The sequence below is a fragment of the Acidovorax sp. BLS4 genome, from assembly GCF_032929295.1.
In the GTDB taxonomy this organism is placed as follows: domain Bacteria; phylum Pseudomonadota; class Gammaproteobacteria; order Burkholderiales; family Burkholderiaceae_C; genus Paracidovorax.
The window spans coordinates 2,916,389-2,930,648 of record NZ_CP136797.1; the positions used below are offsets into that span (position 1 = coordinate 2,916,389).

Annotated in this window: 12 protein-coding genes; all 12 read right to left on the bottom strand. The window is 70.2% G+C overall.

The genetic code is table 11. The features are described from left to right. Nucleotides 1-7: 7 nt before the first annotated feature. The 12 genes from R1Z03_RS13515 to R1Z03_RS13570 all read right to left on the bottom strand — a co-directional run bounded on the left by R1Z03_RS13515 (nucleotide 8) and on the right by R1Z03_RS13570 (nucleotide 14,230). On the bottom strand, nucleotides 8-1,261 hold the full coding sequence (locus R1Z03_RS13515) for an ABC transporter substrate-binding protein (protein ID WP_317351683.1): 1,254 nt from the start codon (nucleotides 1,259-1,261) through the stop codon (nucleotides 8-10). Between the two features lie 7 nt (nucleotides 1,262-1,268). Further along, nucleotides 1,269-2,318, bottom strand: coding sequence for a sulfotransferase family protein (locus R1Z03_RS13520; protein ID WP_317351686.1), 1,050 nt, complete (start codon nucleotides 2,316-2,318; stop codon nucleotides 1,269-1,271). Next, nucleotides 2,306-3,151: an aspartyl/asparaginyl beta-hydroxylase domain-containing protein gene (locus R1Z03_RS13525; protein WP_317351689.1), complete on the bottom strand. Its 846-nt coding sequence runs from the start codon at nucleotides 3,149-3,151 to the stop codon at nucleotides 2,306-2,308. The genes R1Z03_RS13520 and R1Z03_RS13525 overlap by 13 nt, the downstream gene beginning before the upstream one ends. A 34-nt stretch (nucleotides 3,152-3,185) precedes the next feature. Continuing rightward, nucleotides 3,186-4,001 carry a hypothetical protein gene (locus R1Z03_RS13530; RefSeq protein ID WP_284429049.1) on the bottom strand — a complete coding sequence of 272 codons (816 nt, stop codon included), beginning with the start codon at nucleotides 3,999-4,001 and terminating at the stop codon, nucleotides 3,186-3,188. 127 nt (nucleotides 4,002-4,128) lie between these two features. Next, nucleotides 4,129-5,331, bottom strand: coding sequence for a DUF1513 domain-containing protein (locus R1Z03_RS13535; RefSeq protein ID WP_317351692.1), 1,203 nt, complete (start codon nucleotides 5,329-5,331; stop codon nucleotides 4,129-4,131). 4 nt (nucleotides 5,332-5,335) lie between these two features. Then, a complete protein-coding gene (locus R1Z03_RS13540; protein ID WP_317351695.1) occupies nucleotides 5,336-6,442 on the bottom strand; it encodes an imelysin family protein in 1,107 nt (368 codons plus the stop codon). Beyond that, nucleotides 6,439-7,908 (bottom strand): di-heme oxidoredictase family protein, encoded by a 1,470-nt coding sequence (locus R1Z03_RS13545; RefSeq protein WP_317351698.1) that lies wholly within the window; start codon nucleotides 7,906-7,908, stop codon nucleotides 6,439-6,441. The genes R1Z03_RS13540 and R1Z03_RS13545 overlap by 4 nt, the downstream gene beginning before the upstream one ends. Before the next feature lie 7 nt (nucleotides 7,909-7,915). Next, entirely contained in the window at nucleotides 7,916-9,115 is a 1,200-nt protein-coding gene (locus R1Z03_RS13550) for an imelysin family protein (protein ID WP_317351700.1), read from the bottom strand. A 496-nt stretch (nucleotides 9,116-9,611) separates the two neighbouring features. Continuing rightward, a complete protein-coding gene (locus R1Z03_RS13555) occupies nucleotides 9,612-11,555 on the bottom strand; it encodes a PhoX family phosphatase (RefSeq protein ID WP_272564549.1) in 1,944 nt (647 codons plus the stop codon). 324 nt (nucleotides 11,556-11,879) lie between these two features. Then, the gene (locus tag R1Z03_RS13560) at nucleotides 11,880-12,713 is read right to left on the bottom strand and encodes a BPSS1780 family membrane protein (RefSeq protein ID WP_284429044.1); all 834 of its coding nucleotides are present in this window, start codon (nucleotides 12,711-12,713) and stop codon (nucleotides 11,880-11,882) included. Between the two features lie 78 nt (nucleotides 12,714-12,791). Beyond that, a complete protein-coding gene (locus R1Z03_RS13565; RefSeq protein ID WP_284429043.1) occupies nucleotides 12,792-13,742 on the bottom strand; it encodes a homoserine kinase in 951 nt (316 codons plus the stop codon). A 134-nt stretch (nucleotides 13,743-13,876) separates the two neighbouring features. After that, nucleotides 13,877-14,230: a hypothetical protein gene (locus R1Z03_RS13570; RefSeq protein WP_284395038.1), complete on the bottom strand. Its 354-nt coding sequence runs from the start codon at nucleotides 14,228-14,230 to the stop codon at nucleotides 13,877-13,879. Nucleotides 14,231-14,260 lie beyond the last annotated feature (30 nt).

Below are 14,260 nucleotides of genomic sequence, written 5' to 3' on the forward strand. Positions count from 1 at the left end.
TCTTCCATTAAGTCACGAGATAAGGGGTGGTCCAGCCGCTGCAGCCGGGGGCTCCGAGCGGCGCACCGGGGCCGCGCGTGGCCCATGCCATTTCGGTGCTCCCCCCCGTTGCGGGTGTGCCGGCGCGAAGCCAGTGGGTGCCGTTGCGATCGCCGCTCGCCAAGCCATGGGGCGGGTTTCCACGGGGGCCGCTCTCCGAAGGCGTTCGCAGGATGGCCAGTTGCTCGAACCCCGCGCCGTTGCTTTGCCACTGCGCGAAGCGCTGCCCGGCCTCGAAGCCGAGCAGGGCCGGGCCGCTCAGCTCCGCCAGCGAATCCGAGCCCCGAAGCGCGCAACGGGCGGCGATCGACCGGCAGGCGTCGGACCCGGCGTTCCAGGAGGCCACGCTGGTCCAGCCTCTCGGCCGCGACCCGACGGCTTCCGCCGGCCCCCGCGAAAAGAGGGTGCCCACCACGGGGGTCTGGCTGTGCGGCTGCAATTGGCCCCACTGCCGCTGAAAGCGCAAGGCCTGCGCGCCGGAATACAGGGCCACCACGAAGTCTGCGCGGGCGGCATGCCAGGCCGAACGCAAGCCGGCGAACTCGTCGGAGCCGTCGGGCAGGCCGGAGATGTGCATTGCCGACACCGTGCCGCCTGCGGCCTCGAACGCGCGGCGAAATTCATGCGGAAAGTCGTAGCCGCTTTCCAGAAAGCCCATGCACAGCAACGCGCGTGTGCCCCAGCGCCGTGGCGCTTCCCGCCCCAGGACCGCGCAGGACTGCCACAGATCCAGCGAGTGGGCAATCAGCCAGGGCGAACGGTCGGCCAGGCGCGTGGGCAACTGGTCGGCCCCCGTGTCGCTGGCCAGAAAAGGGATCTGGTTCGCTTCCAGGAGCGGCACCAGGTCGCGGGCCGACTGCATCGGCAGCCATCCTGCCAGCGCGTCGACCGCGCCGGAGCCGACGGCGGCACGCGCCTGCCGCAACGCGGCCTGGGGACTGCGCCCGTAGGGCAGCGGCAGCCAACGCGGGGGGTGTTCCGAGGCCTCGGCGCCCACTTGCAGGCCGGCCAGGAATTCGGCGGAGAGGGTGGGGTAGCGTGACGATTCCGGCAGCAGCACGCCGACCGTCCGCGGGGTGTCATGTCGCGCCGGGCCCTGCCGGTCCGTCGGCGCTGCCAGGGCCGGCGCAGCGGCGCAGGCCATGGTCGCTGCCGTGGACACGGAGGCGCCCAGGAAGCCGCGTCGGCCGAGTCGCGCAGGAGAAGGGAGCGAAGAAGTCATTGCGTGGTCAACCGGCTTCAAGGGCTTCGGAAGGGGTTCCGCCGGCGTGCATGGAGGCCTTGCCTGCCGCCGCGCGCATGGCTTCCAGGGCGCGGTAGTGGGGATCGATCCATTGCATGGCCAGTTCGTGCAGGCGAGGCGAAGCCTGGCTGCGCTTGCGCTGCGCGTCGGGAGCGAACGGGTGGTTGGGGTGCTTCGCATGGACAGCGAAGGTGAGTTCGGCCTGCTCGGTGGCCGCAGCGTCGAGCGCCATGCCGAAATGCGGCACGACCTCCGTGAGGATGGCAGATGGAAGCTGCCGGTAGTCGAGCAGCCGCGTGCGCTCCGGCCGGAACTGCTGCACCATGCTTTCGTAGAGGGCGCCCAGGCTGCGGGCGCAATAGGCTTCGAGGCCCATCTGCAGCGCATCGTCGAACGCGATGCCAGCCAGGTTGACCCCCAGAGGCCCGCCGGGGATCAGGTAGGCCGCGCGCTGCTGCCACTGGGACACCAGCACTTCCAGCGGGTCCCGGTACAGGAAAAGCCACGGGGTGTCGGGCCAGGCTTGCGCGATCTGGTCCGCATAGCCTGTGGCCCAGCAATCGCATTTGATGACGAGGTGGCTGCGCCTTGCCCCGTGGCCCGGCCGCAGCGGTTGCGACCATGCGCTGGCCACCGCCCTGGCCGCGGGAACCGCCAGTGCCCGATCCATGCCGGGCAGCCGGGCGTTCGCGCGCATCAGATCGTCCAGCAGCGGAGGCTCCGAGAGGGTGACGTGGCTGTCCAGCGCCGCGAAGGCCTGCGTCACGAGCGTCGAGCCGCAGCGCGACACGTGAAAGACGATGCCCGATGGCGCCAGGCCCGGCGAGTCCTGCGCCCAGTCGAGCAGATCGGACAGCGGCGTCTGCCGGCGAAACCCCTGGTGGAAGGGGCGATGCATCGCATCCTGCACCCCGTCCGAAAAGAACGGTGCGCGCGTGACCTCGGGCGGCGCGCGCATCCAGTCCACCAGCGTCTCGCCGCCAGCCCCGGAATAGATGCGGATGGGCGACCAGCCCTCGAAATTCAGACGACCCATTGCTGCATCCATGCCTGCCGCCCCGAGGCCATGGCGGACAGGACTTCCGCCTCGGTGAAGGCCCATCCGCGGGCTTGGCCCATTTCCATGCAGGCCTGCGCGAATGCCTCCCGCGAGTGGATGCCCAGCAGGCGGTCCTGCAGCGCCGGTTCGTCGAAGACTTGGTCCCGAAACCGCGCGAACCGCCACTGCGGGTCCTGTTCGGGCGGGTAGGGTCGCCCGGCATCGCCCGCAGCGATGGCCTGGCGCAGGCGGGGCGTCGCCTCGCAATCCACCACCAGGTGCAGCCGCTCGACCGTGCCCCGGTTGCAAACCCGGTGCGGCAGGGAGAAATCGGCATACCACCACTCGCCCGTGCGCATGGGCACCCGCTGGCCATCCACATGGAAAAAGACTTCGTCATGCGTCTGCAGCGGCAGGTGCAGGCGCACCTCGCCATTCCGCAGGCCCACGCCAGCATCGGCGTGTTCCAGGATGGCGCCACCGGGCGCGAGACGCAGCACGCGCACCGATTTGAGCGGTGCCCCTTCCGTGATGTTGGCCACCAGGGTCCGAATGGCGGGGCATTGCGCCATCGTGGCTTCGTCCTGGAAGAAGTCCGCGGCGAACTCGCCTGGCGCGGCAGGCAGCGGCGAGCGGGACGTGCTGCGCAGGGCCGCCACGTGCCAGCCGCCGTTGTGCTTCGCCAGGTTGAAATGCGGGCCCCAGAGGCCGTCCGGCAACGCATGGACCTCTTGCAGCGCCGCAGCCACTTCGGCCATGCCGTGCGCCAGCCGCCGCATGGGCGGGAAGTCGTTGGGCGCAAGGGGTGCCACGGTGGGCTGGGCGGTCATGGGGCGATGCGGGCCGTGGGTGAAGCCAGCGCCGTTACTGGGCGCAGATCGCGTAGGCCGTGCAGCTTTGCAGGTCCGAGCGATAGGAGTTCAGGGCGCGGATCGTCCAACCGAAGGTGCCCGCATTGCCGCCGCAATTGGCCACCGGGCGGCTCTCGCCCAGGTAGACGCCAATGTCTTCGGGCGATGTCTGTCCGGTGCTTGCGGAATGGCCACCGCCCAGCACCTTCTCGCCCGCATTGCAGCAGGAGGTGACGGCGCAGGCCTGTGCATTCACCGGTTGCAGCGTGATCTCGCGCACGGTGACTCCCGTGCTCACCGAGCCTGCCGCGCCGGTCGGGCCCGCAGGGCCGGTGCCACCGGTGGAGCCGGTCGCGCCCGTGGCACCGGTCGCACCCGTGGGGCCCGCGGGTCCGGCCACGCCCGCGCTCCCCGTGGCCCCGGTGGCGCCGGATGGGCCGGTGGTCCCCGTCGGGCCGGCGATGCCCGTGGGGCCGGTCGGGCCCGCGTTGCCGGTCGCACCGGTGGCGCCGGCCGGGCCCGTAGCGCCCGTGGCACCTGTCGCGCCGGTGGCCCCCACCACGCCCGCACAGTTGCCGAGGGCGCCCCCGGGGCCATGGCACACCGGCGTCGCCTGCGATGGCGCAGACGCCAGTCCGGGCACCGTGACGGCGCCTGACGCCTCGTCCACGCGCAGGCGGATCTGGGTTTTGTCGGTGTTGGTCACCGTGAAGCCGCCATTGGGCGGCGGTGCGAGCACGATGTCCGCCGCCATCACTGCATGGCAGTGCAGGGCCCCAGCCACCAGGGCCGCGATCAGGTGTTTGCGTTGCGGAGGAAGAAAGGACATGGGCACCCCGTGATAACCGGCGGAGTGTAAGGAAAAGTCCTAAATTTTTGCCGTTTTGTAATGACTCCGATAGTTTTTATTTTGGTGTTCCGCGATGCAACATCTTTTAAGGGGGGTGGCACAGGGTTTACCCGGTGACGTACCAGTGATTGTCCACACGCGCCTTGGCCAGGCCGCTGCGGTGGAGATGGGGCTGCGGTGCGGCGCCGCGGGCGTTTTCTAGGGTGTGGTCCAGCCCGGCAGCCCACAGTGCGGTGCCGTTCACGGCGAGTGCGCAGACCTCGGGCAGCGCCACCAGGCGCTGCCAGTCCCCCTGGGGGCTGAAGGTGGCGATGCCCTGGGCGCGCGGGCAACTCACGGCCCATCCCTCGGGGGTGGCGGCGATGCTGCCGCCATACCCCCGCAAACCGCCTTGCAAACCGCCCTGTGGGCCGCCGGGCCCCTGCGCGGGGACGGGCGCGGCGGCCCGCAGCGCCTTGCCATCGAAGAGCGCCAGCACGGGGGCCGCCTCCCGGTCCTGCTGGCCGTCGTGCTCGGCTTGCAGGGCGACGCCCAGCACCCGGCCGTCTGCGCTCCAGGCCAGGTGCCGAAGGCTCAGCCGCCGGTCGCCCAGCCGCCATTGGCCCAGCACGCCACCGGTGCGGCCATGCAGCCGCACGACGGACGAGTCCATGGTCTCCAGCGCGCGTTTCACGCGGCCGGTCTCCGGTGCGGTGGGCACGCCGCCATTGGCGACAATCAAGGTGGGCGCGCCATCGGCGAGCGTGTGGCGGTCCCAGAGGAGTTCGTGCGCGTCGATGCCCTGGGTGGGCCATTCGCTCACCGCCTCCAGCCGCTCGGCGCTGCGCTGCACGACGAGGCTCTGGCCGGTGTCGGCATCGGTCTCGGTGGTGTAGAGCAGGCGTCCGTCCGGCGATGCGATCACGTGGCCGTTGAACGAGCGGGTGCCGTCCGTCCACTGCCAGACGGGTTCGCGCGGGGTGCCTGGCCACCAGCGCACCAGCCAGTCGCCGGGCCGGCGCGACGCCGCCACGATGCTGCCGTCCGGCAGGGGACACAGGCCGTGGGCACGGGTGGGAATGTCCAGGGTGTGCATTGCGCGCAGCGGTGCGTCCTGGCCGGGCCGGGCCTGCAGCACGCCGATGCGGTAGGTGCCGTCTTCCTGCTGCCATGCCGCTGCCAGGCGCAGCGAGCCCGCGGCGGCGGCCGGGCCGGCCCAGGCGGCGGCCAGCGGCACGGCCAGCCCCAGGCCTGCGCCGAGCCGCAGCGCCTGCCGGCGCGACAGTGGTGCCGAGGCGGCAGGGATGCCTTCCGGTCGCTTGGTTGGCATGGCGTCAGTCCCCATCGGCATCCGAAAACCCGATGCTCACCTGCAATGCTGGCGCGATCTCGGCCTCGGCCAGGCGCTTGAGCGCGGTCAGCTCCTTGGCCGCCTGCAGCACTTGCGGCCCGGTGTTCTTTCCGGGCTGCGCCAGGGCGGCAAAGGCGGTGTCGATGCGCTGCGTGGCCTGCAGCAACTGGTCGGCCAGGGGGTTCAGGCCGCGGCCGCGCAGGTAGGTTTCCAGCGGCACGAGGGCCTCGCCCGGCTTGGGCAGCGCGGCGCCTTGCGGCAGCACGGCCAGCGTGCGCAAGGCCTGCCATTCGGCGGCCCAGGCTTCGGGGGTGAGGCCGCTGGCGGCGCGTGGGTAGTCCGGCGTGCGGCTGCCCTGGGCTGCGCGCAGCGGCTTTTCCATGTGGGCCCAGCGCAGGCGTTCGATGCCGCCCACCCACTGGTTGATGAACTCGCCCATGGCCTGGCTGGAGCGCTCCTGCTCGTCCTCGGCGGCCCAGTCGGTGGTGGCGGCACCGTCGAACGCCGCCTTGAGCGCTACCGCCTCGCGCTCCACGTCCAGCGCCGCCTCCACCGCATACCGGCAGGCCGGCGTGGCGGGCGCGGCAGGCTGCGTCCACAGCAGCCATTCGAGGGCGGGCAGGCCCTTGGCGGGCGTGCCCACGCGCTCGAACGCCTTGGCACCCTGCGGCTGGGCCTTGATGGCGCGCTCGATGAGCGGGGGCCGGGTGGGTGCGAAGTCGATCTGGCGCTGCGTGCGCCGGGCGATCACCGGGCCCACGGCCACGGCGCCCAGGCTCTCCCACGCGAGCATGGTGCTGCGCCAGGCGCCGCGGGCGGCGTCCAGCGCCGCGCCGGCCTGTGCCGGCGGCGCATCGCACAGGGCCCGCAGCGCGGGCGGCAGGGCCTGCGCCGCGGTGGCGAAGTCGCCCGCGCGGGGCAGGGCCCAATGGCCGTAGAGGCTTTGCAGGGCGTGCGTGGTGTCGTAGAACGGCACGGCGTCGTGCCGCCAGTTGGTCTGCGCGGTGGCGGTGGCCGCGGCGCCGGCCAGGGCGCACAGCGCCACCGCGGCCAGGCGGGGCAGGGGGCGCTGGGCAGGGAATTTCGTCATAGCGACTCCACGAATTGCACGAGCGCATCGCGCTCGGCCTTGTTCATCTTGAGCACGTTCTGCTTGGCTTCCTCGGCCTCGCCGCCGTGCCACAGGATGGCTTCGAGCACGCCGCGCGCGCGGCCGTCGTGCAGCAGGCGGGTGTGGCCATTCACGTCCTGGATCAGGCCCGTGCCCCACAGCGGGGGCGTCTTCCACTGCCGGCCGTTGGCCGCGAAGTCGGGCCGGTGGTCGGCCAGGGCTTCGCCCATGTCGTGCAGCAGCATGTCGGTGTAGGGCCAGATGCGCTGGCCCGAGACGGCCTTGCTGGTCAGGCGCGGGAACGGCCCTTCTTTGGTGACGTAGCTGGGGCGGTGGCAGGCGGCGCACTGGGCCTGCGCGAAGAGCGCCTGGCCGCGCTGCACCTGCACGTCGTTCACCTTGCGGCGGGCGGGCGGGGCGAGCGTGGCCTGGTAGAACACCACGTCGTCAAAGGTCTTGTCGTCGATCTCCACGCCCTGCTGGCCCTGGCGGCCCGCGCTCTTGCCGCTGGGCGCGGCCAGGCAGTCCTTTTGCGCGGGCGTGCAGGCCTCGTGCGGGAAGTGGCGCGAGGTGATGCCCATGTCGCCCACGAAGGCGCCGCCGGTCTGGTGCGCGATGGTGGCCACGTTGCCCTTCCAGCCGAAGCGGCCGATCATCATCCGGGCCGATGGCGCATCCCACACGCGGTTGGGCACGCCCTTGATGGGGCCGGGCGCCTTGGCCTGGTCGGCGGCATTGGCGAGGATGTCGGCCTCGTCGATGGCCTCCAGCAGGCCCACGCCGATGATCTGTGGTGCGATGCGCGGGCTGACCATCACGTCCGGGTGCATCGGCCCGTACCCTAGGTCGGCAAAGCCGTATTTCGGGTCGAGCAGGGTGTAGGGCGTGCCATCGGCGAACTGGCCCTGGATGGTCTGGTAGCGCAGGGTGACGCGGCCCTCGGGCTTCACGCCGGTGATGCCCGCGTTGTTGAACTGGTCGCCGTACACGGGCTCGTGCAGCGGTCCGCCGTGGCCGTCGGCACCGGGGATGGACAGGCGGATCAGCAGCGCCACCGTGGGGTCCTTGGTCTCGCCCAGGCGGTTGAAGATCTCGGGCGGCGCCCCCCGGCCGTCCTGCACATGGCAGCCGCCGCACGAGCGCGCGATGAAGTGCGGCCCCAGGCCGTCGCGCGCCTTGGTCGAGGCGGGTGCCTCCACCCAGTTGCGGCGAAAGAACGAGTTGCCGATGACGAAGCGCGTGCGCTCGTCGTCCGGCAGGTTGGCCGCGGGGAACGAGAAGGCGTTGCGCCCGGTGGCGAACACGGTGGTGTCGCCGCCGGGCTTCTCGCCCAGCGGGTCCGGGTGGCCGCTGGCCACGAGGCCCGTGGCGGCCGCCGCCAGGCCTGCGCTGGCGGTCGCGAGGCGCCAGGTGCGGCGGCGGTGGAAGGCTTTCAGGAAACGCATCGCGGGATCAGGGTTGCACGAGGGTCAGCCGGGTGATGCCGATGGCGTTGGCGGCGGCGACCAGGTCCTTGGACTGCGCGCTCAGGCTGTCGATGGTTTTCTGGATGCGCTGGCGGCCCGGCGCGTCCTTCTCGCCGATGATCTCGCGGTCGAACGGCGCCTGGATCGCCTCGGCCGCCTTCACCGACGCGGCGATCTGCTGCGTGGTCTTCTCGGCCAGAGCCGCGTCCTTGGCGGCCACCAGGTCGCGCAGCGAGGGGCCCTGCACCTGGCTGCCGTCGGCGCGCCGGTACTGGCCCAGCCACACGTTCTGGATGCCCTGGGCATTGGTCACCGCGTCGCGGTGCGTGTTGTCGGAAAAGCAGGAGTGCTCGTCTTCCTGGTCCTGGCTGTTGAGCGCGACCTCCAGCCGCTCGCCGGCCAGTTCACCGCGCGAGAGCGAGCCCAGGCCCACCAGCATCTTGCGCACCGATTCCTGCCCGCCCTTGGCGAACTTGGCGCGGTAGTTGTTCTTGGCCTTCGGGTCCCAGGCCTTGACGAGGAAGGTGAGGTCGTCGATCAGCAGGTCGGTGACCACCGTCAGGTACTGGCGGCGGCGGTCGGCGTTCTTGCCCTTGCCATCGACGAAGTCCTCGAAGTTGCGGTCGCCCGGGCCGGTTTCCGAGAGGTCCTGGCCCCACAGGAAGAACTCGATGGCGTGCCAGCCGGTGGCGATGTTCTCCTCGCCGCCGCGCTCGTTCTGCGCGGCGAGGTTCTTCTTGGTGATGGCGAATTGGCGGTTGTTCACCAGGCCGGCGTCGGGCTTGCCTTCGACGCTGTCCACGTACGACTCGTCCATGGGCCAGGCGTTGATCTGGCCTTCGGGGCCCTTGTCGTCGTCGATCGGGCCGCCGTAGAAGCGGAACGCCTCGGTCTGGCCATAGAACTCGCGCGCGGCCAGCCAGGTCTTGCGGGCCTCGGCCAGCGTCTCCACCGACGGCTTGGCCGTGAAGGCCTTGATGGCGGCGTGCATGGCCTTGGCTGCGTTCAGCGTGTCTTCGTAGTTGGCGTGCACCAGCGTGGCGTAGTGGGCAGCCACGGCATTGGCGGTTGCGGGCTGGGAGGCCTGGACGGCGGTGCCTTGTGCCTGGGCCACGCCCACGGCGCCGAGCGGACTGGCGGCCAGCAGGGCGGCGAGGGCGGCGGTTCTGAACAAGGGGGTCGTCATGGGCATCTCCAGGTTGGGTAAAAACGGACCGGGCGGACGCTTTCCGGCCTGCCGGAGGCAGGGCGCCGGGCCGCGTGCCGCCGGGCTCGGGCCCGGGGCAGCGGCCGGTGGAAGCGGCAGCGGGAACAGGCGGCAAGGTGGGGGCATCCGGCCGCCGGTCGGCAGCACGGCGCCCGGGGTGCGCCTGAGTGAGCGGGCATTATAAGAATGCGATTTATTATCATTTGAAGACAACCCTTCGCCCCGTACCGCCATGCGCGGAGCGGCCGGGAAGGGCGGGTCTCCATGGGAGAGGCTATTTGCTATTATTTTTGTAGCTTCATGCCTTAGAAGAATATGTGCTGGAGCCGGTTTTTGCTCCAATCTTCTGTGGTGGTGCGCCATGGGCGCTGCCATGTGCCCATCCCATGAAAAAAGCGAGGCCAGGGCCTCGCTTTTGGGTGGGCACCGGCCGTGCCGCGCTGGCACGGCTCCGATGCCGGGAGAGCGGCTGCGCTCAGCTCAGCTTCATCTGCGACGGCGTGCCGGTCAGGTAGCCCACGGCCGAGCCGAACTTGTCCTTGTAGTTGGCGCGCACCAGCGGGTCCAGCGTGTCCTTGACCTTGCTGTGGATGCTGCCCCAGTCGCCGGCGTGCTGGAAGTTGCTCATGATGTAGGTGAAGCCGTTGATCTCGTCCACCGCATGCAGGCCGGTGGATTCGCCGCCCGCGGGCACCGACATCAGGCGCGACAGCTGCTTCGTGTCCACGTTGTACGCCCACAGGAAGTTGTTGACGTGCTGGCTGCTGTCCTCGCCGATGAACAGCGTGCGCAGCTTTTCGGAGAACTTGAGGTTGTCCGGGTTGGCGATGTTGTTCGGGTTGGCGGTGTTGCCCAGGGCGTCGGCCGTGATGTCTTCGCCGGCCAGCAGGGCCTTGGTGTCCACGGGCATCCAGTCGCTGTTGATCGCGGCGCCGGTGGTGTCCTTCTGGCCGCCGCGCAGGTTCAGTGCCATCACGGCACCGGCCACGAGCTGCTTGGGCACCGAGATGCCGTTGCCCGGCACGTTGGCCGCGTTGCCCGCCACCATCGAGGTCTGGATGTTCTGCAGTGCCGAGTAGGCGATCTTGTCCTTGGCGTTGACCGTGGTGCCTTCCATCTTGGTGAAGCCCAGGCTGGCGCCCAGCAGGGCGGCGTAGCGGTGGGTTTCCAGGAAGGCGGCGGCCTTTTCCATGCCGGCGTTCAGCTTGATCCACTCGGTCTTGCCGTTGGCGACGATCTTGGTGAAGGTCGTGTCCTTGGGGTCGGCGCTGGCCACGGTCATGATGTCCGTGGGCTTGAGCTTGCCGGCCAGGGCCTCGATCTCGGCGCTGGTGGCGGAGCCCAGCTTGATCCAGGTGAGCGGCGCGGCGGTGGTGGCGGCGGGGTCGATGGAGAAGCCCGCGCCGACCTTGGCGGCGTACAGCGTGCCGGAGGACAGGTCCTTTTCCTTGTCGGCCACGAAGACGAAGTAGGCGCTGTTGGTGGCGTCGTCACCCATGAGCGCGGTGCGCTGGTCGGGCATGACCTGCACCAGCTCGTGCGAGATGCGGCCCATGCAGAAGTGCTTCTTGATGCTGGCCGTGCCGTCGGCGTTCACCGTCACTTCGGGCATGTGGCCGTAGTGGTAGGGGTTGGCCGCCGTCTCGCTGCCGTACAGGTTCTTGCTGTAGGCCTTGAACTGCGCGTTGGAGGCGATGGTGAAGGCGTCCGGCTCGTACTCTTCGCTGGACAGGTGGGTGCCCCAGGGCGACAGGCTCGCGCCGCAGGTGATCCACAGGCCGTGCACCTTGGAGGTGTCCACGTTGTGGTACTTGACCAGCGACAGCTTGCCCGTGGCGGGGTCCTGGTCCAGGCTCAGCACGGCGATGGGGGAGGGCAGCTTGCCGTACATGTCGGTCTTGCCGTCCTGCGCCCAGGTGGTGTATTCGAACTGCACCACGGCGAACACGGGGTTGCCCTTCACGCCGTCCACCTTGGCATTGGCCACGGTCAGCAGCGAGGTGCCGTCCGGCGAGTCGGAGAAGAACTGGCGTTCCTTGCCGGCCACGGTGGTGTCGGTGATGGCCTTGTTGTTGATGTCCACATAGCCGCCCGCCAGGATCTTGCCGCCCTTGCCGTCGGACACCATGTCGCCCGTCACGAAGAAGGGCTGGTAGGCCAGCTGGTAGTTCTGCACCGAGTTGTCGCTGAACTTCACGCTCATCGTGGAGCCCACGGACGTGGTCGCCATGGCAGCCGGGTTGGACAGCGTGGGCGCGGCCATCGAGCTGAAGCTGGCCGATGCGAACGTGGCGCCATCGCTGCCGCCGCCGCAGGCGGTCAGGAAGGATGCGGAGGCGCTGGCGCCCAGCGGCAGCATGGGCACGCCGGCGAGGAATTGCAGGGCCTTGCGGCGGGTGGGCATCGGGGTGTGGGACATCGTTTTGTTCCGGAAAGGAGAGGGGTGCGATACGCCGCCGGCAACGGCCGTGGGGAGCGGCAGGCCGGCGAGCCAAACGCGGAAACGACGCAATGCCGCTTCCACTGCCCGGATGCTAGGAATCGCCCGTGACAGCGATTTGAAGGAATGGTGACAGCCGCGTGACGCGTGCGGCCGCATCAACCGCTGCCTCGGGCCCCATGCAGGGGATTGGAGCGATCGACGGGCGGGTGCGGGCCCGTCGGCCGGACCGGACTGCGCTCTTCCGGTCGGCGGTGGCCCGGGGGCTTTGGCCCCGTGGCCTGGCCCCGAAGGGCATGCGCGTCAGAGTGGGCCGGGCGGCTCGGCGGCGGCCTCGGACGGAGGCGGGACCAGGCGCCGCTCCGGTGGCTCGAAGCAGTCGCGGAACGAAAACACCACCGAGGTGAAGAACATCGCCGCCAGCATGAGCGCCGTCGCCACCATGATGCCGCCCGCCACGCCGCTGCCCAGGCCCAGGAGCGCCAGCAGCGTGACGCCGATGCTGACCACGATGCCCGCGCCCAGGAACACGCCCGTCCACACCAGGCCATAAACGGTGAAGGCGCTGAAGTTGCGCAGGCACGCCACCATGCTGAAGAACAATGCCTTCACGGGCGGCACGCCGTGCCAGTGCACCAGGCCCGGCGCATGCCAGAACAGCAGCGACAGCGGCACGTACAGCGCCAGGGCCAGCCACATGGCGGCCTGGAAATCCCCCGCCTCGGCCACCTCGCGCGTGAGCTGCTCGCCGCCCAGGTACACGCGCGCGAACTGCCCGTCGTCCACGAGGGCCGAAATCGCCATCACCGCCAGAAAGCCCACGGCGTACAGGGCGCCCAGGATGAGCATGTCGCGCAGCCGCTGGCGCCCGGTGCGAAACGCCACCAGCAGCAGCGCCGGCGTGGGAAAGCGCCCCTGCGTGGCCTCGCCCGCGGCCACCATCATGGCCAGCGTGGCCGAGGGCAGCAGGGCCAGCGCGACGGCCGGGCCGATCAGGGGTAGCAGGGTGGCCAGCGACATCGCGGCCATGGTCATGAAGAACAGGGCCGCCAGCGCCATCGGCTGGCGCCAGAAGACGCGGATGCCGAGCCGGACCCAGTCAAGGCCGGCACGGGCGGGAACGATGTGGAGTTTCATGGGTGGATTGTGGTGGAGGGGCCCCAAGCCGTGCACGGGCCAGGGACATGCGGCCGGCGGCGGGCCGCCCGCGTCCGTTCAGGCATGCACGGGGTGTGCCAGGCGTTCGCGCAGCACGCGCTCGAAGTGCGTGGGGTCGTGCGGCGTCAGCAGCGAGGCCTCGCGCGGCAGGTAGAAATCCCACAGCCGCGAGATCCAGAAACGCAGCGCGCCGGAGCGCAGCATGGCGGGCAGCAGGGTGCGCTCGTCGGCGGTCAGCGGGCGCACGCCTTGGTAGGCGTCCAGCATCGCGCGGGCCCGCGCGTCGTCGTGCGCGCCCGTGGGCAGGTCGATGCACCAGTCGTTCAGGCACACGGCCAGATCGAACAGGAAGGTGTCCACGCCCGCGAAGTAGAAGTCGAAGAAGCCAGTCAGCTCTTCGCCGTCGAACATCACGTTGTCGCGGAACAGGTCGGCATGCACCGGCCCGCGGGGCAGCGCGGCATAGCCGGCGGAGGCCGCCACGTGGTTCTGGTAGGCCAGTTCGGAGCGCAGCAGCGCGGCCTGTTCCTCGCCCACGTGGGGCAGCACGGCGGGAACGGTCTCGTTCCACCAGGCCAGCCCGCGCAGATTGGGCTGACGGCGTTCGTAACCGTGCCCGGCCCGATGCATGCGCGCCAGCGTGGCGCCCACGGCGGCGCAGTGCGAGGCTTCGGGCGCCAGCTGGCTCTTGCCGCGCAGCTTGCTCACCACCGCGGCCGGCTTGCCGGCGACGCTGTGCAGGATGTCGCCGTGCTTGTCGGCCCGCGGGTCGGGCACGGGAATGCCGGCGTGCGCCAGGTGCTTCATCAGGTGCAGGTAGAACGGCAACTGCTCGGCGGTGAGCCGCTCGAACAGCGTGAGCACGTACTCGCCCTGGTCGCTGGTGAGAAAGTAGTTGGTGTTCTCGATCCCGCCCTCGATCCCGCGCAGCGATACCAGCGTGCCCAGTTGCAAACGGCGCAGCAGGTCGCGCGCCTCTTTCTTGGAGACTTCGGTGAAGACGGCCATCGCTCAGCGCAAACGAAGAAAGGGAAAAGGGAAGAAAGGGGAAAAAGGCACGGAAGTGCGAATGCAGGGAAGGCAGCCGAAGCCGCCGCGCGCCGGATCGCCCGGTGGCCGCGCCGTGGGGGGCGGCCGGGGGCTCAGAACTTCATCACGTTCCACACGCGCGGGGCGGTGTTGGTTTCGGCGCCGTTGCGTGGGCGGGTGCGGGCGCCCTCGCCGGGCTGCACTTCGTATTCGGGCATGCTGCCGGTCTTGGGCTGCACGGTGATGCTCTGCGTCTGGCCGCCCACCCGCAGCTCGTTCACGCGGCTGCCTTCGTCTTCGACCTGGATGCGCTCGACGCGCTGGTTCTGGCGGCCTGCCGATTGCTCCTGATTTGGTAGCTGCTCTCGCTGATCAGTCGTGCGCTGGGCCGCGTTTTGATCGGGGGTCTGGGCCAGGGCGGGGCCGGCGATGAGGGCCAGCAGGAGGAGGGTGTGGGCAGCGCGCATGGGGCGGATTGTAGAGCGCAGCACCTGGGT